12 protein-coding genes are annotated in these 21,166 nt (G+C 73.6%); 9 read left to right on the top strand and 3 right to left on the bottom strand.

From position 1 onward, the window contains the following. The first annotated feature begins 255 nt into the window (after window positions 1-255). Window positions 256-1,230, top strand: a complete 975-nt coding sequence (locus ACFWVC_RS02595) for a hypothetical protein (protein WP_384274783.1) — start codon at window positions 256-258, stop codon at window positions 1,228-1,230. Between the two features lie 24 nt (window positions 1,231-1,254). Here the strand turns inward: ACFWVC_RS02595 and ACFWVC_RS02590 are convergent, their stop codons facing one another. Then, on the bottom strand, window positions 1,255-2,982 hold the full coding sequence (locus ACFWVC_RS02590; protein ID WP_384274775.1) for a TIGR03767 family metallophosphoesterase: 1,728 nt from the start codon (window positions 2,980-2,982) through the stop codon (window positions 1,255-1,257). Window positions 2,983-3,379: 397 nt separating this feature from the next. On the opposite strand from ACFWVC_RS02590, the gene ACFWVC_RS02585 reads away from it, so the two are divergent. From ACFWVC_RS02585 to ACFWVC_RS02570, 4 genes are all read left to right on the top strand, one after another. Further along, entirely contained in the window at window positions 3,380-6,673 is a 3,294-nt protein-coding gene (locus tag ACFWVC_RS02585) for a S8 family serine peptidase (RefSeq protein WP_384274768.1), read from the top strand. Window positions 6,674-6,751: 78 nt separating this feature from the next. Next, the gene (locus tag ACFWVC_RS02580; RefSeq protein ID WP_384274759.1) at window positions 6,752-8,173 is read left to right on the top strand and encodes an amidase; all 1,422 of its coding nucleotides are present in this window, start codon (window positions 6,752-6,754) and stop codon (window positions 8,171-8,173) included. Window positions 8,174-8,913: 740 nt separating this feature from the next. Next, complete coding sequence (gene malQ / locus ACFWVC_RS02575; protein ID WP_384274752.1) at window positions 8,914-11,007, top strand: 4-alpha-glucanotransferase; 2,094 nt, start codon at window positions 8,914-8,916, stop codon at window positions 11,005-11,007. A 58-nt stretch (window positions 11,008-11,065) separates the two neighbouring features. Next, window positions 11,066-11,302: a hypothetical protein gene (locus ACFWVC_RS02570; RefSeq protein ID WP_384275024.1), complete on the top strand. Its 237-nt coding sequence runs from the start codon at window positions 11,066-11,068 to the stop codon at window positions 11,300-11,302. 149 nt (window positions 11,303-11,451) lie between these two features. Here ACFWVC_RS02570 and pepN read toward each other — a convergent pair whose 3' ends face one another. Continuing rightward, complete coding sequence (gene pepN, locus ACFWVC_RS02565) at window positions 11,452-14,022, bottom strand: aminopeptidase N (RefSeq protein WP_384274745.1); 2,571 nt, start codon at window positions 14,020-14,022, stop codon at window positions 11,452-11,454. A 207-nt stretch (window positions 14,023-14,229) separates the two neighbouring features. Between pepN and ACFWVC_RS02560 the strand changes: the two genes are divergently transcribed. The 4 genes from ACFWVC_RS02560 to ACFWVC_RS02545 all read left to right on the top strand — a co-directional run bounded on the left by ACFWVC_RS02560 (window position 14,230) and on the right by ACFWVC_RS02545 (window position 20,468). Next, window positions 14,230-17,661, top strand: coding sequence for a beta-N-acetylglucosaminidase domain-containing protein (locus ACFWVC_RS02560; RefSeq protein WP_384274738.1), 3,432 nt, complete (start codon window positions 14,230-14,232; stop codon window positions 17,659-17,661). 127 nt (window positions 17,662-17,788) lie between these two features. After that, window positions 17,789-18,328 (top strand): PadR family transcriptional regulator, encoded by a 540-nt coding sequence (locus ACFWVC_RS02555; protein WP_384274731.1) that lies wholly within the window; start codon window positions 17,789-17,791, stop codon window positions 18,326-18,328. After that, the gene (locus ACFWVC_RS02550; protein WP_384274724.1) at window positions 18,325-19,011 is read left to right on the top strand and encodes an ABC transporter ATP-binding protein; all 687 of its coding nucleotides are present in this window, start codon (window positions 18,325-18,327) and stop codon (window positions 19,009-19,011) included. Before ACFWVC_RS02555 ends, ACFWVC_RS02550 begins: the two co-directional genes overlap by 4 nt. Further along, on the top strand, window positions 19,008-20,468 hold the full coding sequence (locus tag ACFWVC_RS02545) for an FtsX-like permease family protein (protein WP_384274719.1): 1,461 nt from the start codon (window positions 19,008-19,010) through the stop codon (window positions 20,466-20,468). Before ACFWVC_RS02550 ends, ACFWVC_RS02545 begins: the two co-directional genes overlap by 4 nt. Before the next feature lie 94 nt (window positions 20,469-20,562). Here the strand turns inward: ACFWVC_RS02545 and ACFWVC_RS02540 are convergent, their stop codons facing one another. Further along, window positions 20,563-21,099 (bottom strand): HNH endonuclease, encoded by a 537-nt coding sequence (locus ACFWVC_RS02540; protein ID WP_384274714.1) that lies wholly within the window; start codon window positions 21,097-21,099, stop codon window positions 20,563-20,565. Window positions 21,100-21,166: the final 67 nt, after the last annotated feature.

The raw sequence follows: 21,166 nt of genomic DNA, 5'->3' as shown, positions 1-21,166 counted from the left end.
GTGCGGCGCTCCCCCGTACCCCCGTGAACACACGTCCGGTCACCCCAACGGCGTACCGTGCGGGGTCCGGGCACCCCGTGCCGCCCCGGCTGGCGCGGTGACGAATGCGCAGGCAGGGCGAGTCGGTACACCCGGATAGGTGAAATCGGCCCTTCGGCAACCGAACGTCTGAACTTTAGTGCGGGGATGTCCGCATTTGTCGACGGAACGGTAACAGCGGTTAGCCCGCCCCCGGGGAGCGGGAATTGACCCGACATGAACCACAACACCCCCCTCAGCCCCCGCCCCCTCGACCACCCCTCCCGCAAGCGGCCCGCCGTACTGACCGCCCGCCAGTTGCGCGAGCACGGCGTCACCCCCGGCACGCTCTCGGAGCGCTGCGGCCCGGACGGCCCGTGGCAGGAGGTGCTGCCCAAGGTCTACGTGCTGCACCCCGGGCCGCCCACGAGCGAGGAGCGGCTGCAGGCGGCGCTGCTCTACGCGGACGGCGACGCGATGGTGACCGGCCTGGCCGCGCTCGCCCTGCACCGCTTCTCCTCCGTACCGCCGCTGCTCGGGCTGGAGCGGATCGACCTGCTGGTGGCCCGTCAGCGCAAGGTGCGCGCCGCGGGGGACGTCGGCTTCGTGCGGACGCAGACCCCGCCGCGCCCGCACCTGGTGGGCGGCATCCCGTGCGCCCCGGTGCCGCGGGCGCTGGCCGACGCGGTGGCGGAGCTCGCGGACGCGGAGACGGTGCGCCTGGTGTTGACCGAGGCGGTGCGCGGCGGGCACTGCGAGGCCACGTCCATCGTCCGGGAGCTGAGCAACGCCCGGCTCCTGTCGCGGCCGCACGTCGTCGAGGCGGTGGACGCGCTGCTGGCCGAGGGCAGGGCGATCGCCGAGAGCCGGCTGTACGACATGGTGCGCTGCTTCGGTCTGCCGGACCCGGTGTGGAACGTGGACCTGCGTCTGCCCGGCGGCCCGCACCTGGGCGGCGTGGACGCGTACTGGCCGGAGCACGCGGTCGCCGTGGAGATCGACGCGCGCGCACCGCGCCAGGACGAGGACGCGCTGTGGTCGGAGTACGCCCGCAAGCGCGAGCACCTGGAGCGGCTCGGCATCACGGTGGTGCACATCACGCCGAGGAAGCTGCGCGAGGCCCTGGAGCAGCAGGCGGCCGTCGTCCGCACCGCGCTGATGGCCTCGGTGGACCGCAACCCCGCCTCGTACGTGGTGGTGCTCCCCCGCTGAACCGGCCGGCCTCGCCGGCCTGGATCAGCGCTTCTTCAGCAGCAGCTCCACGTTGCGGTCGCCGGCGGCACCGGACAGATCGGAGCGGGAGCCGGGGGCGTTGAAGGACAACTCGCGGTAGAGCGCGGCCAGACCGGTCTGGGACAGGTCGGAGAAGTCGGTGCGGTGGGGGGCGGCGGACTCCACCAGCGTGCAGTGCAGGGACAGCGTGCCGTCGTGGTTGTCGGTGAGTTCGACGACCCGGGCGAGCTGCGGGTAGTCGACGTGGGAGGCGGTGGAGACCTCCCAGAAGGAGCCGTGGGGGACGATCTTGTTCATGTGGCTGTGGCCGTTGATCCACGCCGCGACGTTGCGGTGCCGCTTGAGCAGCGCGACGAGTTCCTCGCCGCCGTGCCGCTTCTCGGTGGGCCGGGCGGGGTCGCGAACCATGTTCGTCATGGCCCAGCTGGGGTGGTGGCTGAAGACCAGGACGGTCTCGCCGAGGTGGGCGGTGAGCATCCGTTCCAGCCACTGCAACTGCGCGGTGCCGAGCGAGCCGCGGTAGTCGCCGCCGGCGTCGGTGGTGTCCAGGCTGATGCCGAGCACGTCGTCGGAGATGCGGAAGGTGTAGTAGAGACGCTCCGTCAGCAGGTTGCCGCGCGTGTAGCCGTGGCCGACCGGGCCCGCGCCGGTGTGTGCGGGGTCGAGGTGGGCGGCGATGTACTGGTGCCGGGTGAAGGGGGCGCGGCGCTCGTCGGGGGTGACGGTGCGGGCGGTGCCCTTGTAGCGGTCCCAGGCCTGGCGGAAGCGGGCGCCCTTGGGGTCGGGTCCCTGGCGGATGGCCTTGTTGACGGCGGCCGCCTCGGCCGCGGGCAGGGAGAACAGCTTCCGCGAGCCGGTGGCCAGGTCGCGGAAGAACGGCGAGGACGCGAAGGCGCCGGTGAAGAGCTGGTCGTGGTTGCCGACGGTGGCGTACCACGGGACGTTCAGACCGGGGCTGTTCACCTGGCGGATCGCGGCGTCGAGGTAGCCGTGCAGGCGGGGGAAGCCGAGCGCCTTGTCGGCGTCGCGCAGGGCCGCGTCGGGCTGCCAGTAGAGCTTCAGGCCGGAGTCCTGGACGCCCTCGTAGCGTTGCGGGTCGCCGGAGTTGGGGGTGATGCGGCCGCCGCTCATGGCGGTCAGGAACCACTCCAGTTCCAGCTGTGAGTTGTTGTCGGTGTTGTCGCCGGTGGTCATGACGAAGCTGATCGGTGTGCCGGTGGCGGGCCCGTTGCGCAGGGCGTTGACCCGCTCGACCAGCGAGACCACGCCGGCGTTGGTCAGCGCCTCCTGCGGGCGCCAGCCGCCGGCGGAGTCCGCCCGCAGGAACTCGTAGCGCTGGGGGTTCTGCACGTCCGTCAGGTGCAGGTCGGTGAACTGGACGAAGCAGCTCAGCGTGGTGCGGCGGTCGGCGCGGCCGCTCTGTGCGGCGGCGAGCTCGGTGCGCGTCACACGCTTCCAGCCGGGGCCGTCGGCCAGCCGGCGGTAGCCGCCGCTGCCGCGCGGCGCGGCCACCGTCTCCAGCGTCGTGCCGGCCGCCGTGGGGGCGGCGGGCGAGGCGGGCGAGGCGGGCGCGACCACGCCTGACGCCGTCTGCGCCGCCGGAGGAGCGGCCTTGGCGTCACCGGAGCCGGGAACCAGTGCGATGCCGAGTCCCGCGCCGAGCGCGGTGGTCCCCGAAGCGATCAGGAAGTTGCGGCGGTTGAGGGCGACAGCGGGCACGGGACCAGGCATGGCGGGTTCCCCCGGTGGGCGACGGTAGGGCGTCTACACCGGGATCGTTGGCAGCCGGAGTGACCGGCGGTCCAACACAAGCGGAACGGCCGGCGCCGATCTCCGGACATCGGCCGGCCGTATTCGCGCCGGTCATCCGGGACGAGGCGGCCGGTGGCGAACCGCTCATCAGCTGTTCATCAACCGCCCCGCATGACAAGGACGATCAAGGATCGGGCCGCGCGGGCGGGGGCGGCCGCATGGGATGGATTGGGCGGTTGTGCGGCATCCATGACCGTCGGCAGCTTGACGCATTCGCGTCATGGCATGCCTGCGCCATCTCCGGCACTCCCCAACAACCCGGCACATGGACCACTGTGTCCGTCAACTGGCGCCCAAATCTTGAACAAGGATGCCCATGTCTCTTGAACACATACGCGGGAAGAGACGCGTCCGCATCGCGCTCGCGGCGGGTCTCGTGGCCGCGCTGACCGCGACCGGAATATCCGCCTCCACCGCTTTCGCCGACCAGGGGGGCGACCCCGCCGACGCGGCGGTGAAGACCTCCGGTGACAAGCTCGGATCCGCCGACGCGGAACTCCTCGCCAAGGCCAAGGCCGCAGGCGACAAGAACGTCACGATGATGATCGCCACCAAGGCGGGTTCCACCGAGCAGATCTCGGGCGAGATCGACGCCCTCAAGGGCGCCTCGGTGGACCGGACGTACGACAAGCTCGGCTACGTCCGTGCCACCGTACCGACCGGCAAGGCCGACGCCGCCATCGCGGCGGCGCAGCAGCTCTCCTCCGTACAGGCCGTCGACCTGAAGCAGGAGATCAAGCTCGACGACCCGACCCCGTCGGCCGACCGTGCCCAGGGCGCCGCGAAGAAGACCACGGCCGCCACCTACCCGGGCCCGGACGCCAACACCCCGGCGGTCAACCCGTACCAGCCCGCCTGGGAGACCGGCGCGGTCGACTTCGTCCGCAAGAACCCCGAGTCCGACGGCCGTGGCGTCACCATCGGCATCCTCGACTCGGGTGTCGACCTCGGCCACCCGGCGCTGCAGAAGACCACCACCGGCGAGCGCAAGATCGTCGACTGGGTCACGGCGACCGACCCGATCCTGGACGGCGACGCCACCTGGCGCCGGATGACCAACGGGCCGACCGTCACCGTGGGCACCAGGACCTGGACCGCCCCCGACCCCTCGCAGCAGGTCACGGTGTTCCGCGAGTCGGCCACCGTCGGCGGCGACATGGCCGGCGACCTCAACCGGGACGGCGACACCACCGACCTGTGGGGCGTGCTCTACGACCCGGCGGCCGGCACCGTCCGGGTGGACCTCAACGACAACGGCAACTTCGGTGACGACACCCCGATGAAGCCGTACAAGGACGGCTTCCAGGTCGGGTACTTCGGCACCGACAACCCCGCCACGGCCATCTCCGAGCGGATCCCCTTCGTGGTGGAGATCCGCAAGGACGTCCCGACGGACCCGTACGGCGGCGAGTGGATCGGCAAGAAGGCCGACTTCGTCAACATCGGCGTCATCCAGTCCGAGCACGGCACGCACGTCGCGGGCATCACCTCCGCCAACGGCCTGTTCGGCGGCAAGATGATCGGTGCCGCACCGGGCGCGAAGATCGTCTCCTCCCGCGCCTGCACCTGGTCCGGCGGCTGCACCAACATCGCGCTGACCGAGGGCATGATCGACCTCGTCGTCAACCGCGGTGTGGACATCGTCAACATGTCCATCGGCGGCCTGCCCGCGCTGAACGACGGCAACAACGCCCGCGCCCAGATCTACACCCAGCTGATCGACGACTTCGGCGTCCAGCTGGTCATCTCGGCGGGCAACAGCGGCCCCGGCCTCAACACCATCGGCGACCCCGGCCTGGCCGACAAGGTCATCAGCGTCGGCGCGACGATCTCCAAGGAGACCTGGGCGGCCAACTACGGCTCGCAGGTCACCAAGGACTACGACATGATGCCGTTCTCCTCGCGCGGCCCGCGTGAGGACGGCGGCATCGCGCCGGTCATCTCGGCCCCCGGTGCCTCCATCAACACCATCCCGACCTGGGAGGCCGGCGGCCCCGTCGCCGAGGCGGGCTACAGCCTGCCGCCCGGCTACGCGATGCTCCAGGGCACCTCGATGGCCTCCCCGCAGGCCGCCGGCGCCTCCGCGCTGCTGCTGTCCGCCGCCAAGCACGCCCACATCGATCTGACTCCGCTGAAGCTGCGCACCGCGCTGACCAGCACCGCGAGGAAGATCAAGGACGTCCAGGCCTTCGCCCAGGGCGCCGGCCTGCTGGACGTGGACCGCGCCTGGCACCTGATCAAGACCGGCGCCGACGCCAACACCTACACGGTCAAGGCACCGGTCGCCACCTCCCTGTCGCAGTTCCTGGCGACCCCGGGCTACGGCACCGGCGTCTACGACCGTGAGACCGGCCTGAAGGCGGGCCAGAGCAAGACGTACAACGTCACGCTCACCCGCACCTCCGGCCCGGACCGCACGATCCGCCACGACCTGGACTGGCTGAACGACGACAGCACCTGGCGGTTCCCCGGTGACGACACCGTCGACCTGCCGCTGAACAAGCCGGTCACCGTGCAGATCACCGCCAAGCCGCACACCGCCGGCGCGCACAGCGCGATCCTCGAGGTCGACGACCCGTCGACGCGCGGTGTCGACCAGCAGATCCTCAACACGGTCGTGGTCGCCACGCCGCAGGCCAAGCCGGGCTACACGTTCACCGCGTCCGGCACGGTCCAGCGCAACAGCACCACCTCGTACTTCGTGACCGTGCCCGAAGGCGCCAAGTCGCTCGAGGTCAAGATGAGCGGTCTCGCGGCGGGCAGCCAGACCCGCTTCATCGCCATCAACCCGTGGGGCGTCCCGGTGGACGACACCTCCACGCCGTCCTGCTACCCGAACTACAACAACCCCGCCAACACCTGCCGTCCCGACCTGCGCTCCTACGCGGAGCCGCTGCCGGGCGTCTGGGAGTTCGAGGTCGAGGCCCGGCGCACCTCGCCGCTGCTGGACAACCCGTACGCGCTCACCGCGACCGCGCTCGGCGTCTCGTTCGACCCCGAGGTGCAGACCGTCGCGGAGGCCACCGTCGGTACCCCGGCCCCGGTCTCCTGGAAGGTCACCAACGGCTTCGCCCCCGTTCAGGGCAAGCTGAAGGGCGGCGCGCTCGGCTCGGCGGAGGCCAGCCGTCCGTCCGTCGCCGAGGGCGTGGTCAACACCACGCAGGTCGTCGTGCCCGCGGGCGCCACCCGTCTCGACGTGGCGATCGGCGGCACCTCGGACACCGGCGCCGACCTGGACCTGTACGTCTACCGGAACGGCGTCGAGGTCGGCCGCTCCGCGGACGGCGACTCCGAGGAGGCGGTCAGCATCGCCAACCCGGCGGCCGGCACCTACACCGTCCAGGTGGAGGGCTTCTCCGTCCCGTCCGGCAGCACCGCGTACGACTACCGTGACGTCTTCTACTCGGCGTCGCTCGGCTCGGTCGTCGTCGACGAGGCGGCGAACGTGCCGCTGGCCAACGGCGCCTCGGCGAACGTCACCGCGAACGTGCTGGTGGCCGCCCCCGCGCCCGAGGGACGCCAGTTCTTCGGCGAGGTCCAGCTGCTCAACGCCAACGGCACCGCCGCGGGCACCGGCAGCGTCATCATCGGCAAGGTGAACGCGGGCTAGTCCGCGCGACCTTGCGCACGATCCGGGGCGGGTGCTGGAACGAGCACCCGCCCCGGCCTTTTGCCTAGGCTGGGCCGGGTGACCGCACCCCATGAACTGACGATGCTGGAGCAGGCCGCCGCGGTGCGACGCGGGGAGATCTCGCCGGTCGAGCTGACGGCCCACCACCTGGAGCGGATCGAGCGGATCGATCCCGCCCTCGGGGCCTATCTGACGGTCACCCCCGAACGGGCGCTGGAGGACGCGCGGCGCGCCGAACGGCTGCTGCTCGCCGGCGGGGACCTGCCGCCCCTGCTCGGCGTCCCGGTCCCGGTGAAGGACCTCACCCCGGTGGCCGGGATCCGCTTCACCTCCGGCTCCGCGGTCTTCGCCGACCGCGTCGCCGAGCGGGACGCCCACCTGGTGACCCTGCTGCGGGAGGCCGGCACGGTGCTGACCGGCAAGACCAACACCCCGGAGTTCGGGCTCCCCGCCTATACCGAGGGCCGGGCCGGACCGCCCGCCCGCACCCCGTACGACCTCACGCGCGGCGCGGGCGGCAGCAGCGGCGGCGCGGCGGCCGCCGTGGCCGCGGGCCTCGCGGCGGCGGCGCACGGCAGCGACGGCGGCGGCTCCATCCGCATCCCCGCGAGCTGCTGCGGCGTCGTCGGGCTCAAGCCGAGCCGCGGCCGCGTGAGCCCCGCGCCCTGGGGCGACGTCAGCGGACTGGCCGTGCACGGCCCGATCGCGCGCACGGTGCGCGACGCCGCCGCGCTCCTGGACGTGCTGTCCGTCCCCGCCCCCGGCGACCCCTTCCCCCTGCCGGTGCCCGAGCGGACCTTCCTCCAGTGGTGCGACCACGAACCGCGCCGGCTGCGCATCGCCCGCTGGGCCCTGCCGGACGTCGCCGGGGTCACGGTCGACCCGGAGGTGCTGGCGGCGTACGAGCGGACCTCGGCACTGCTGGAGGACCTGGGGCACGAGGTCCTCGACGTGCCCCAGCCGCTGGCACCCGGCGACCGGGACGCGTTCACCCCGGTGTGGGCGGTACTGGCGGCGCTCACGCCCGTGCCGGTGGAACACGAGGGCGAACTGCTCCCGCTCACCCGGTGGTTGCGTGCGCAGGGGCAACGCGTCGGCGGCCTCGGCTACGCGCGTGCCCTCGGGGCGATGCAGGCCGTGGGCCGCGAACTGGCGCGGGCGGTCCACCCGTACGACGCCGTCCTCACCCCGACCCTGGCCCAGCTCCCCGCGCGGGTCGGTGCCCTGCGCGACGACGCCGACCCCGAGGCCGACTTCGCCGCGCAGCTGGCGTTCACGCCGTTCACCGCGCCCTGGAACATCGCCGGGCTGCCGGCGGTGTCGCTCCCGCTGGGGTGGAGTGACGGGGGGTTGCCCATCGGCATGATGCTTGGCGCGCCTCACGGCGCGGAGGGGCGGCTGCTCGCGCTTGCGGCGCAGCTTGAGGCGGCGGCCCCTTGGCGCGAGTGCGCTGCGCGCGCGTTTGCGGTCCTCCCCTGACGGTCCGGGTGGGTTTTTCCCCCGCCCTCCCGCCCGTGTGCCCTGTGAAGTCCGGGCGGCCCGGCGCGCGTGCGGGGTGGGCCGGGGTCGGGGCCTCCGGGGCTGGCCATTCTGGACTGGGATATTTACGTGCGTGACGGGCACTTGCCCATCCCATCCTGTCCCGGATGCTGCACACAAATATCCCGCAGCGTCCAGAACATCCACCCCTCCGACCCCGCCCCCTCGGTTTCGTCATGCGCCTGATCCCCAGTGGGGGGGTTGAAGGCGGCCATGGCACAGCCCCATGGTTGGTCCAGCGGCACATCGGCCGCCCAGGCGTCACCGCCCACACACACCGGTGGGGTGGATCCAGGCAACCGCGGTCCCCCCGGACTGCCTCCATACCCCCACTGGGGATCAGGCGCGAACACTACGGAGGGGGCGGGGTCGTAGGGGTGGGCGTTCTGGACTGTGGAGCATATTTGGGTGCACAACCCGGGGTGCCCAGCGGAGAGTGCCCGAGGCACCAAAATGTGCTGTCCAGAATGGCCAGCCCCGGAGGCCCCGAACCCGGCACCCAACGAAACGCGCGCCGGGGTCACTAACTTCACAGGGCACCCGGGAGGGCGGGCGGGGGAAAACCCACCCGGAACGCACGCGCAGCGCGGCGTACACACACGGAGGGCGACTGTGCCGCCACGCAGTGGGTATGGCTGAGGCTGTCGCCCTGTTCCGCCGACGCCCGGGAGGGCACCCCGATGACCGATTCCGCCGAGAGGGACAGACTTGCCGTGCTGCACGGCGTGGCCCCGACGTACCGCCCCTCGGCCGACCGGGAGGTGCGGGTGCCGGACGAGACGGTGATCGAGGTGCTGGCCGCGCTCGGGGTGGACGCCTCGACGCCCGCGGCGGTGCGGGACGCGCTGGCGGAGCACGAGCAGCGGGCGGGGCAGCGGCTGCTGCCCCGGAACGTGGTGGTGCGGGCCGGGCGCGCGGCGGGGCTGGTGCTGCCGGACGGCACCGCGCTGCGGGTGGAGACCGAGGACGGCGTCGAGACCGAGTGGGACGGACAGGCACCGCTGCCCGTCGGCCGGCACGCGCTGCGCGCGCGTACCCCGGACGGCCGCACGGCGTCCGCGCAGCTGGTCGTGGCACCGGACCGGCTGCCGGGGCCGCCGGAGCGGGTGTACGGCTTCATGGCGCAGCTCTACTCCGTGCTGTCGTCGCGTTCGTGGGGCATGGGCGACCTGGGTGATCTGGCCGACCTCGCGGCGTGGACGGGGCGCGCGCTGCACGCGGGTTTCCTCCAGGTCAACCCGTTGCACGTGGCGGTGCCGGGCAAGCCCACCGATCCGTCGCCGTACCGGCCGTCCTCGCGCCGCTTCCCGGACCCGGTGTACCTGCGGGTGGAGGAGATCCCGGAGTACGCGCATCTGGACGCCGAGGACCGCGAGCGCGCCGCGGACCTGCTGCGCAGGGCGGCCGTGCTGCGTGACTCGGTGCTGCTCAAGGACGCCCTCATCGACCGTGACGCGGTGTGGGAGCTCAAGCGCGAGGCGCTGGCGCTGGTCCGCAAGGTGCCGCTGTCGCCGGGCCGCCGGGCCGCGTACGGGGACTTCCTGGCCGAGCAGGGACAGGCGCTGGACGACCACGCCACCTGGTCGATGCTGGCCGAGCTGCACGGCCCCGACTGGCGGTCCTGGCCGGCCGGGCTGCGCGATCCGCGATCGGGGCAGGTCGCCCGGCAGCGCGGGCAGCGGCTGGACCAGGTGGACTTCCACTGCTGGCTGGCCTGGCTGACCGACAGTCAGCTGGGGGCGGCCCAGCGGGCCGCGCGCGACGCGGGGATGGCCGTGGGTGTCGTGCACGACCTCGCGGTGGGCGTGCACCCCTCCGGCTCCGACGCCTGGGCGTTGCAGGACGCACTCGCCCGCGGCATGTCGGTGGGCGCGCCGCCGGACGCCTTCAACGCCCGCGGCCAGGACTGGGGGCTTCCCCCGTGGCGCCCGGACGCGCTGGCGGCCACGGGGTACGCGCCGTACCGCGATCTGCTGCGCGGCGTCCTGCGGCACGCGGGCGGACTGCGCATCGACCATGTGATGGGCCTGTTCCGCCTGTGGTGGGTGCCGGAGGGCAGGCCCCCGACCGAGGGGGTCTACGTCCGGTACGACGCCGGGGCCATGCTCGGCATCCTCGCCCTGGAGGCGCACCGCGCGGGCGCGGTCGTCATAGGGGAGGACCTCGGCACGGTGGAGCCCGGCGTACGGGAGGAGCTCGCGGACCGGGGCATCCTCGGCACGTCGGTGCTCTGGTTCGAGCGGGACTGGGAGGGGGCGGCCGCCGCGGGCGCGCACGGGCACGCCCGGCCGCTGCCCCCGGCGGAGTGGCGGGCCGACGTGCTGGCCACCGTGACCACGCACGACCTGCCGACGACGGCCGCACGGCTGACCGGCGAGCACGTGGACTTGCGGCACCGGCTGGGGCTGCTGACGCGGTCGCTGGAGGAGGAGCAGGCCGCCGACGCGGTCGACGTCGCGGAGTGGCTGGCGCTGCTCGGGCGGCTCGGGCTGCTGCCGGAGGGCACGCGGGACGAGGAGTCCGTGGTCAAGGCCGTGCACCGCTTCCTGGCCAGGACGCCGGCCCGGATGGTCGGGGTGTGGCTCCCCGACGGCGTCGGCGACCGCCGCCCGCAGAATCTGCCCGGCACCTGGGACGAGTACCCCAACTGGCGGCTGCCCATCGCCGACGCCGAGGGCCGCCCCTTCACCCTGGAACAGCTGGCCGCCTCGCCGCGGTTGCACGCCCTCGCCCATGAGGTGCGCACCGCGATGGAGGCGACGGACGTCCCGTAGCGGCCGCGAAGGCCACCCCGGGCGCGCGGGGTGCGGGAGCGTTCGCTAGTTTGAGAGCGTGGACAAGCTCAACAAGAACGCCCTGCGCGCCGGTGCCGTCTCGGCCACCACGGCGCTGATGCTGCTCGTGTCGTCCCCCGCGTTCGCCAACACCGTGGACGACGGCTCCGACCCGGGGCCGGGGCTGAGCGTGATCGAGACGCTGGGGCTGTTCCTCGGCATCCCGGTCCTGGCCTTCCTCGTCATCGCGGGCCTGGTCACCATGACCGACAAGTCCCGCAAGCCGCAGGCCTGACGGGTCCTTCTCCCGACCGACCGCACGGGCCGGGCCGCGGTGCCGCCGCGGCCCGTTCCGGCATGCCCGGACTCAGTCGTCCTCGGCTCCCCCGCACGGCGGAGCGTCGCCGGGGCCCGGGGACGTGATGTCCCCGGGCCCCGGCGCGGTCACGCCGCCGCCGCGTCCACGGCCTGGGCCTTGAGGGCCCGCTCGACGCCCGCACGGCTCTCGGTGACCATGCGGCGCAGCGCGGGCGCCCGGTCGGCCGCCGCGAGCCACGCGTCGGTGGCGTCCAGCGTGGCCTGCGAGACCTGCAACGCCGGGTAGAGCCCGATGATGATCTGCTGGCCCATCTCGTGCGAGCGGGACTCGAAGATGCCCGCGATCGCCTCGAAGTACCGCTGCGTGTACGGCTCCAGCAGCTCGCGCTGGTCCGGCTCGGAGAAGCCGCCGATGACCGCCTCCTGAACGGCGTTGGTCAGCGTCTCGGCCTCGACGACCGCGGCCCAGGCCTCGGCCTTGGCCTCGGCGGTCGGCCGGGCGGCGCGCGCGGTCGCCGCGTGCCGCTCACCGGCGGCGGTGGCGTCCCGCTCCAGCTCCGCGGCGATGGCGGCCTCGTCGGCGCGGCCGGTGGCGGCCAGCCGCTGCAGCAGGCTCCAGCGCAGCTCGGTGTCGACCTCCAGGCCCTCGACGACCTCGGAGCCGTCGAGCAGCGCGCCCAGCAGGTCCAGCTGGTCCTTGGTCCGCGCGGCGTTCGCGAAGGCACGCGCCCAGGCCAGCTGGTGGTCGCTGCCCGGGGCGGCCGCGCGCAGGTGCTCCAGCGTGGCCTCCGTCCAGCGGGCCAGCCCGGTCTCGCGCCACTCGGGGGCGGCGTACAGCTCCAGTGCCGTCTTCACCTGCCGGTGCAGCGACTGCACGACGCCGATATCGGACTCCTTGCCGATGCCGGACAGCACCAGCTCCAGGTAGTCACGGGTGGCCAGTTCGCCGTCGCGGGTCATGTCCCAGGCCGAGGCCCACACCAGTGCGCGCGGCAGCGACTCGGTGAAGTCGCCGAGGTGCTCGCGCACGGTGGCCAGCGAGACCTCGTCGAGCCGCACCTTGGCGTACGACAGGTCGTCGTCGTTGAGCAGCACGACCGCCGGGCGCTGGGCGCCCACCAGCTCGGGCACCGCCGTCAGCTCGCCGTCGATGTCCAGCTCCACGCGCTGGACGCGCACCAGCTTGCCGTCGCGCAGGTCGTACGCGCCGACCGCGATGCGGTGCGGCCGCAGGATGGACTCGCCCTTGGCGCCGGCCGGCAGCGCCGGAGCCTCCTGGCGTACGGCGAAGGAGGTGATGGTGCCGTCGGCGGCGGTGGTGATCTCCGGGCGGAGGATGTTGATGCCGGCGGTCTCCAGCCACTTCTTCGACCAGGTCTTCAGGTCGCGGCCGGAGGTCTCCTCCAGGGCGGACAGCAGGTCGGTCAGGCGGGTGTTCTTCCAGGCGTGGCGCTTGAAGTACGCCTGGACGCCGGTGAAGAACTCGTCCATGCCGACGTAGGCCACCAGCTGCTTCAGGACGGAGGCGCCCTTGGCGTAGGTGATGCCGTCGAAGTTGACCTGGACGTCCTGCAGGTCGTTGATCTCCGCCATGATCGGGTGGGTGGACGGCAGCTGGTCCTGCCGGTACGCCCAGGTCTTCATGGAGTTGGCGAAGGTGGTCCACGAGTGCGGCCACTTGCTGCCGGGCGCGTAGGCCAGGCAGGCGATGGAGGTGTAGGTGGCGAACGACTCGTTCAGCCACAGGTCGTTCCACCACTCCATGGTGACGAGGTCGCCGAACCACATGTGGGCGAGCTCGTGCAGGATGGTCTCGGCCCGCACCTCGTAGGCCGCGTCCGTCACCTTGGAGCGGAAGACGTACTGGTCGCGGATGGTGACCGCGCCCGCGTTCTCCATGGCGCCCGCGTTGAACTCCGGCACGAAGAGCTGGTCGTACTTCGCGAAGGGGTACGCGAAGTCGAACTTCTCCTCGAACCAGTCGAAGCCCTGCCGGGTGACCGCGAAGATCGCGTCCGCGTCGAGGAACTCGGCCAGCGACGGGCGGCAGTACAGGCCGAGCGGCACGCTGCGCCCGCCCTCGCCCTCCCAGGTGCTGTGCACGGCGTAGTAGGGGCCGGCGATCAGCGCGGTGATGTAGGTGGAGATGCGCGGGGTCGGCGCGAAGCTCCACACGTTGTCGGCCGGCTCGGGGGTCGGGGAGTTGGAGATGACCGTCCAGCCCGCCGGGGCCTTCACGGTGAAGGCGAAGGTCGCCTTGAGGTCGGGCTGCTCGAAGTTGGCGAAGACGCGGCGCGCGTCGGGCACCTCGAACTGGGTGTAGAGGTAGGCCTGCTTGTCGACCGGGTCGACGAAGCGGTGCAGGCCCTCGCCGGTGTTGGTGTACGCCGCGTCGGCGACGACCCGCAGTTCGTTGGGGCCGGCCTCCAGCGAGGGCAGCGCGATGCGGCTGTCCGCGAAGACCTCCGCCGGGTCGAGCGCCCTGCCGTTGAGGACCACCTCGCGGACGGCCGGCGCGACCAGGTCGATGAAGGTCGAGGCACCCGCCTCGGCGGACTCGAAGCGCACCGTGGTCACCGACCGGAAGGTGCCGCCCTCCTGGGCCCCGCTCAGGTCGAGCTCGATTTCGTATGCGTCCACGGTCAGCAGGCGCGCACGCTGGCGCGCCTCCTCACGTGTGAGGTTCGTGCCGGGCACGTTTCCGTCTCCTTCGTCGGTTTTTCGGCCATCCTCGCACGCGAGGGGGGTCGCGCCGCCAGGGGTTTACCCTCGACCGGCGGAGCGTTCCCCTTATGGGCGGCGGCTACCGGCGGTACGGGACCGCACGCCACGGGGGCGGGAGGGGAAGGAGGGGCTCCCGTATGCGTTGACACGCCCGCGGGCGGGTGATGGGCTGGCGCGGACATGACCCGGGGCAGAAGAACCGCCGCAGCGAGAACGGCCGCGATCGTCGCCGCCGTGGTCGGCGGCATGCTGGGCGCGTCCCCCGGCGTGCTCGCCGCGCCGGCCACCGCTCCGAGCACGCCCGCGACCCCCGCCACCCTGCCGGACGCGCCGAGCACCGTACTGGCCGATGGGTTTCCCACGGTCCACCCCAGGCCCCAAGTGCTGCGCAAGCGGGGCGGCTTCACCGCCGTTCCGGCCACGGTGACGCTGGTCGCCGGGCCGGGCGCCGACCCCTTCGCCCTCGACGTGCTCCGCGAGGTCCTGCGCGTCGCGGGCGCGACGGATCTGCGCGAGGCCGCGGACGCCCCCGTCGGCGGCCTGGTGGTGTACGCCGACGGCCACGGCGCGGACTCCGCGCTCCGTGCCCTGGGCGCCGCGCCCGTGGGCGACCTGCCCTCCGGGGGCTACCGGCTGGCCGTGGGCCGCGCCCTCGGCCACGACACCGTGGCACTGGCCGGCACGGGCGAGGACGGGCTGTTCCACGCCGTACAGACGCTGCGTCAGCTGGTGACGGCGCACGGCCTGCCCGGCGTCGTCGTGCGCGACTGGCCGGTGGCCCCCTCCCGCGGCATCGCCGAGAGCTTCTACGGCGAGCCGTGGACGCGTGAGCAGCGCCTGTCGCAGATCGACTTCCTGGGCCGCACCAAGCAGAACCGCTATCTCTACGCCCCCGGCGACGACCCCTACCGCCAGGAGCGGTGGCGCGAGCCCTACCCGGCCGCGCGCCGGGCGGACTTCCGCGCCCTGACGGAGCGCGCCCGGGCCAATCACGTCACGTTGATCTGGGCCGTGGCCCCCGGTCAGGCGCTGTGCTTCTCCTCGCCCGACGACCGCAGGGCGCTGCTGCGCAAGATCGACGCGATGTGGGCACTGGGCGTGCGCGGCTTCCAGCTCCAGTTCCAGGACGTCAGCTACACCGAATGGCACTGCGGGGCGGACGCCGACGTCTACGGCGACGGCCCGCGGGCGGCCGCCCGCGCCCAGGCGGAGGTCGCAAGCGCCGTCGCGCGCCATCTGGAGGGCAGGCAGGGCGACGGCGGCGTCCCGCTGTCACTGCTGCCGACGGAGTTCTACCAGGACGGCGACACCGACTTCCGCCGTGAACTCGCACAAACGCTGGACAGCTCCGTCGAGGTGGCCTGGACGGGCGTCGGGGTCGTACCGGCGACGATCACGGGCGCGCAGGTCGCCGACGCGCGGGACGCGCTCCGCCACCCGCTGCTGACGATGGACAACTACCCGGTCAACGACTGGGCGGACGACCGCGTCTTCCTCGGCCCGTACACCGGGCGCGAGCCGGCCGTCGCGGCCGCCACGGCCGGACTGCTGTCGGCCGCGATGCGGCAGCCGGTGGCGTCCCGGATCGCGCTGTTCACGGCCGCGGACTACGCCTGGAACCCGCACGGCTACGACCGGGCGTCCTCCTGGCAGGCCGCCGTCGACGACCTGGCGGGCACCGACCCGGCCGCCCGCGGCGCGCTGCGCGCACTGGCCGGCAACGAGGCCTCCTCCGTGCTGGACGACAGCGAGTCGGCCTATCTGCGGCCGCTGCTGAAGGAGTTCCTGGACGCGTACGAGAACGGGAGCGACAAGCGGCTGCGTCGCGCGGCACAGCGGCTGCGGGCGGACTTCACCACGATGAGCCGCGCCCCGGAACGGCTCGACGGCCTGGCCGGCGGTTCCTTCGGCAGCGAAGTACGGCCGTGGCTGAGTCAGTTGGCGCGTTATGGCTCCGCGGGAGAACACGCGGTGGACATGCTGCTGGGGCTGCGCGAGGGCGACGGCACCGGCGCGTGGAAGGACCGGCTCGCGCTGGAGCGGGCACGGCGCCGGATAGCGCAGAGCCCGGTAACCGTCGGCGACGGGGTGCTCGACCCGTTCCTGGCCAAGGCCCTGGCCACGGCGGACGCCTGGACCGGGGTGCGGGGCGAGGGCGGCACCGCCACCGCGACCCTCGGCTCGGCGCGTGCCACCGAACCGTCCCTCATGACCGACGGCAAGGACTCCACCGCCTGGGCCAGCGACGCCCCGCCGCAGCAGGGCGACACCTTCGGGGTGGACCTCGGCGGCACCCGCGAGATCCGCGAGGTGCGGATCGCCATGGGCTCCGCGCGTCCCGGCCCGGAGCAGGACGACTATCTGCGCAGTGCGGTGCTGGAGTACTCGGCGGGCGACGACGCCGGCTGGCGGCCCGTCACCGGCGTCGCGGGCGGGCGCACCGTCACCGCGACCCTGCCGGAGGGCACCCGCGCCCGCTATGTGCGGCTGCGGGCCACCGCCGCGCAGGAGAACGCCGTCACCGTGCGGGAGTTCACCGTGACCACCGGGGACGGGCACGAACCCGCCGTCGCCGAGGGCGACCCGGCGGCCCGCGCCGCCGCCGACGGAGACGCGACCACGGCGTACCGCGTGCCGCCGGAGGGGCTGACCCTGGAGTACGGCACCGCCCGCCCCCTGGAGGCGCTGACCGTGCTGACCGGCCCCGAGGGCGGTACGGGCGGCTCCGTCGAGGCGCGTGTGCCCGGGCAGGGCTGGCGCCGGCTCGGCGCGCTGGGCAGCGGCTGGACCGAACTCCGCGCGAACGGCCTGCGGGTGGACGCGGTACGGGTCACCCCGGCGCCCGGGGCGCCGGCGCCGGTCGTCCACGAGATCGTGCCCTGGTACGCGGACCGGCCGGCCGCCCGGATGACCCTGGACCGTACCGAGGCCGACGTCGAGGCCGGTGGCGCACCGGCGACGGTCACCGCCGAACTGACCGACGCCTCCCCGGGCGCCGCCCGCGTCACCCTCACGGCCAAGGCCCCGCCCGGGGTGCGGGCGGTGGCCCCCGGGACCGTGGAACTGCCGCGCGGTGGCAAGGTCTCGGTGCCGGTGAGGCTGTCGCTGCCCGAGGACGGCGTGCCGGGCGTCTACGAGGTGCCGCTGGAGTTCCGCGCCGAGGGCCGCACGGTCCGGCAGACCGTGACCGTGCACGCCTATCCGCGCACCGGCGGCCCGGACGTCGCACAGGGCGCCACCGCCACCTCCTCCGGCGACGAGACCGCGGACTTCCCCGCCTCCGCGGCCACCGACGGCGACCCCGCCACCCGCTGGTCCTCCCCCGCGCAGGACGACGCGTGGGTGCAGGCGGAGTTGCCGCGGCCGGCCTGGATCGGCCGGGTGACGCTGCGCTGGCAGGACGCGTACGCCTCCCGCTACACGATCCTGACCTCGGCCGACGGGCTGAGCTGGCACACGGCGGCCGTCGTCGACGACGGCCGCGGCGGCACCGAGTCGGTGCGCCTGGACGCACCCGCCGACACGCGCTTCATCCGTGTGCAGGGTGTGGAGCGCGGCACGAGGTACGGCTACTCGCTGTACTCGCTCCAGGCCTTCGCCGTCACGGGCTGAGCCCGCGCCCCACGGGCACATTCCGGCGAACCGCTTGCCCGGTGGTCACGCGCCTGCCACTATTCACTCAGTACATGTAGTCAGTGAATAGATTACCGACACAGCACGGAACAGGGGGTGAGGCCCGGTGAGCACCGGCGACACGCTGCTGGGACTGCTCGCCGCGGGGCCCGGACACGGGTACGACCTGAAGCGGCGGCACGACGAACGCTTCCCGCAGGCCCGTCCGCTCGCCTACGGCCAGGTCTACACGACCCTGCAGCGCCTGGTCCGCGACGGCCTGGCCGAGGTCGACGCCACCGAGAGCGAGGGCGGCCCCGAGCGGACCACGTACCGGCTCACCGAGCAGGGCACCACCGCGCTGCTCGACTGGCTCGCCGACCCCGTACCGCCCGCGCCGGTCACCGCGGCGAACGAGATCTTCGCCAAGGTCACGGCGATCATCGCCTCCGGCCAGGGCGACCCGGCGGACTTCCTGCGCGCCCAGCGCGCCGCCCACCTCGCCCGGATGCGCGAGCTCACCGCCGTCAAGACCGCGCCCGGCGCACCCCTGTCGGCCGTGCTCTCCGCCGACTACGCCCTCACCCATCTCGACGCCGACCTGCGCTGGATGGACAACGCCGCGCAGCGTCTCGGCGCACTGGCCGAGGAGGTCACCTCCGCATGACCCCACCCCTGATCGAGGCCCGCGGCCTGGTCAAGCGCTACGGCACGATGGACGCCCTGCGCGGTGCGTCGCTGCGCCTGCACCCCGGCGAGATCCTGGCCGTCAGCGGCCCGAGCGGCAGCGGCAAGTCCACGCTGCTGCACTGCCTGTCGGGCATCGTCCGGCCGGACGAGGGCGAGGTGCTGTACGGCGACGAACGCCTCGACCAGGCGGGCGAGACCCGCCGCACGACGCTGCGCCGCACCGACTTCGGCATCGTCTTCCAGTTCGGGCAACTGGTCGGCGAGCTGACCGCCCTCGACAACGTGGCGCTGCCGCTGCTGCTGGCCGGCACCTCCCGCGCGGCCGCCCACGCCGGCGCCAGGGAATGGCTGGAGCGCTTCGGCGTGGCCGGGCACGCCGCCCTGCGTCCCGGCGAGCTGTCCGGCGGCCAGGCCCAGCGCGTCGCCCTGGCCCGCGCCATGGTCACCGGCCCCAGGGCCGTCTTCGCCGACGAGCCGACCGGGGCCCTGGACTCCCTCGCCGGCGAGCAGGTCATGACCGCCCTCGTGCACGCCGCCCGCGAGGCGGGCACCGCCGTGCTGCTCGTCACGCACGACGCCCAGGTCGCGGCCTACGCCGACCGCGAGGCCACCGTCCGCGACGGCGCCGTGGAGGGCGAACCCGCGCAGGTGCTCCGGTGACCGCGCTGCGCGCCGACGCCCGGCTGGCCTGGTCGCTGCTGCGCGGCTCCCCGCGCGGCGAGTGGTGGCGGCTCGGCCTGACGGCGGCGGGCACGGCGCTGGGCACGGTCTTCGCGCTGGCGGCCACGGTCGTCGCGGTGATCGGCACCCGGTTCGGCGGCGGGGCGCACTGGTACACCCATCGGCTGTTCAACGACCCGACCACCCGGTACGGGCTGGTCATGGGGCTGTTGCTGCTGATCCTTCCGCTGCTGGCGTTCCTCGGACAGTGCACCCGGATCGGCGCCGTGCATCTGGAGCAGCGACTCGCCGCGCTGCGGCTGGCCGGGGCGACCCCGCGCCAGGTGCGCCGCGTCCAGGCGCTGGAGACCGGTGCGGCCTGCGGGATCGGGGCGCTCGCGGGGCTGGCCGCCTTCCTGGTGCTGCGGGCGGTGCTCGCCGCGGCGCAGCCGGTCGTGGTCACCGACGGCTGGACGTGGCGGCCGACGGCCTGGCCCACGGACGTACCGGTGCCGTGGCTCGCGGCCGCGGCCGTGGTGCTCGGGATGCCGCTGCTGGCGACGCTGGAGGCCCGGTTCACGCTGCGCCGCGCGGCGGCCGATCCGCTGGGGGTCGCGTCGGGAGGCCGCAGGCCGCACCCCCGGCCGGGACGGGGACGCCTGGCGCTGTGGGCGCTGGCGCCACTGGCGCTCGTCGCGGCGACCGCTCTCCAGCTGGCGAACATGTTCGTGCTCGACGGGCGGGCCACGGTCCACGGGATCTACGGGGTCGCCGCGTCGGCCGGTCTGGCCACCGTCGTGCTGTCCGTGGTCGGCGTGCTGTACGGCAGCGCCGGGCTCGCCCTCCTCACCGGGCGCCTCGCAGCCCGGTCCGGACGCCCGGCACTGCTGATTGCGGGGGAACGCCTGCAGGCCGACCCCTGGGCGGGCGCCCGCGCGCACGGGGCGGTGCTGCTGGCCGTGCTGGCGGGGGCCGGCTTCATGGGCGTACGGCGTCTGTTGATCGAGTACCTGACCGCTCCGCGCCGCTTTCCCTACAGCGCGTCGGACCTGGCCTTCTACTTCGACGGGCTCCGCCTGGTCGGCGCCGGCATCGTGATCGCCTTCGCGGTGGCCGTCGGCGGCCTGGTGGTCGGGGCAGTCGAATCGGTGGTCACCCGCCGCCGGACACTGGCCGCCCTGGCCGCCGGCGGGGTGCCCCGCGGCGTCCTGAACCGGGCGGCACTGCTGGAGACCGCTCTGCCGCTGGTGCCGGCGGTCGTGCTGGCCACGGGGTGCGGTCTGCTCGCCGTCGCCGGCTGGTGGAAGGCGGTGGGACTCGACAGCTCGTACGCGTTCCCGCTGGCGGAACCCCTGCTCGCCGCCGTCGCCCTGCCGGCCGCCGCCCTCCTGGCCACCGCCGCCTCGCTCCCGCTGCTGCGGCGCACCGTGCACCCGGCACAGCTGCGCTACGAGTAGGACGCACGCCGGCGCGGGCCCACGGGCCCCGGGACCCGCCACGAGGGCGGCCCGGGGCCCGTGGGCCCGCGCCGGGCAACACAAAGGCCCGGTCTCAGGCGGATATGCCGTCGATCCGGGCCATGGCGTCGTCCGCGCCGAATGGCTGCAGGTATGGCAGCCAGCGCGGGTCCCTATGCCCCGTCCCGATGATCCGCCAGGCGAGGCCGGACGGCGGGGCGGGCTGATGGCGCATGCGCCAGCCGAGCTCGGCGACATGCCGGTCGGCCTTGAGATGGTTGCACCGGCGGCAGGCAGCGACCACGTTCTCCCACGTGTGCTGGCCTCCGCGGCTGCGCGGGATCACGTGGTCGACGCTGGTTGCGACGGCTCCGCAGTACGCGCACCGGCCGCCGTCCCGGGCGAAGAGCGCCCGCCGGGTCAGGGGCACGGGGCCGCGAAAGGGGACTCGCACGAACTTGGTGAGCTTGACAACACTGGGTGCGGGGACAGAACAGGTCGCGCTGTGCATATAAGCGCCGGATTCCTCGAGGCACACGGCCTTCTTGTTCAGCACGAGGATCAGTGCGCGGCGGAGCGGTACGACGCCGAGCGGCTCGTACGACGCATTGAGGACCAGGACATGCGGCACGGGTGCCTCCTTTTACGCCGGCGGCGCGTGGCTCGCGCCGGGACGATCTGCCCACAGTCTCTCCGGA

The organism is Streptomyces sp. NPDC058691 (assembly GCF_042714775.1).
Lineage (GTDB): Bacteria > Actinomycetota > Actinomycetes > Streptomycetales > Streptomycetaceae > Actinacidiphila.
The sequence above is the reverse complement of the archived record's forward strand: the minus strand, read 5'-3'. Positions and strand labels throughout refer to the sequence as shown.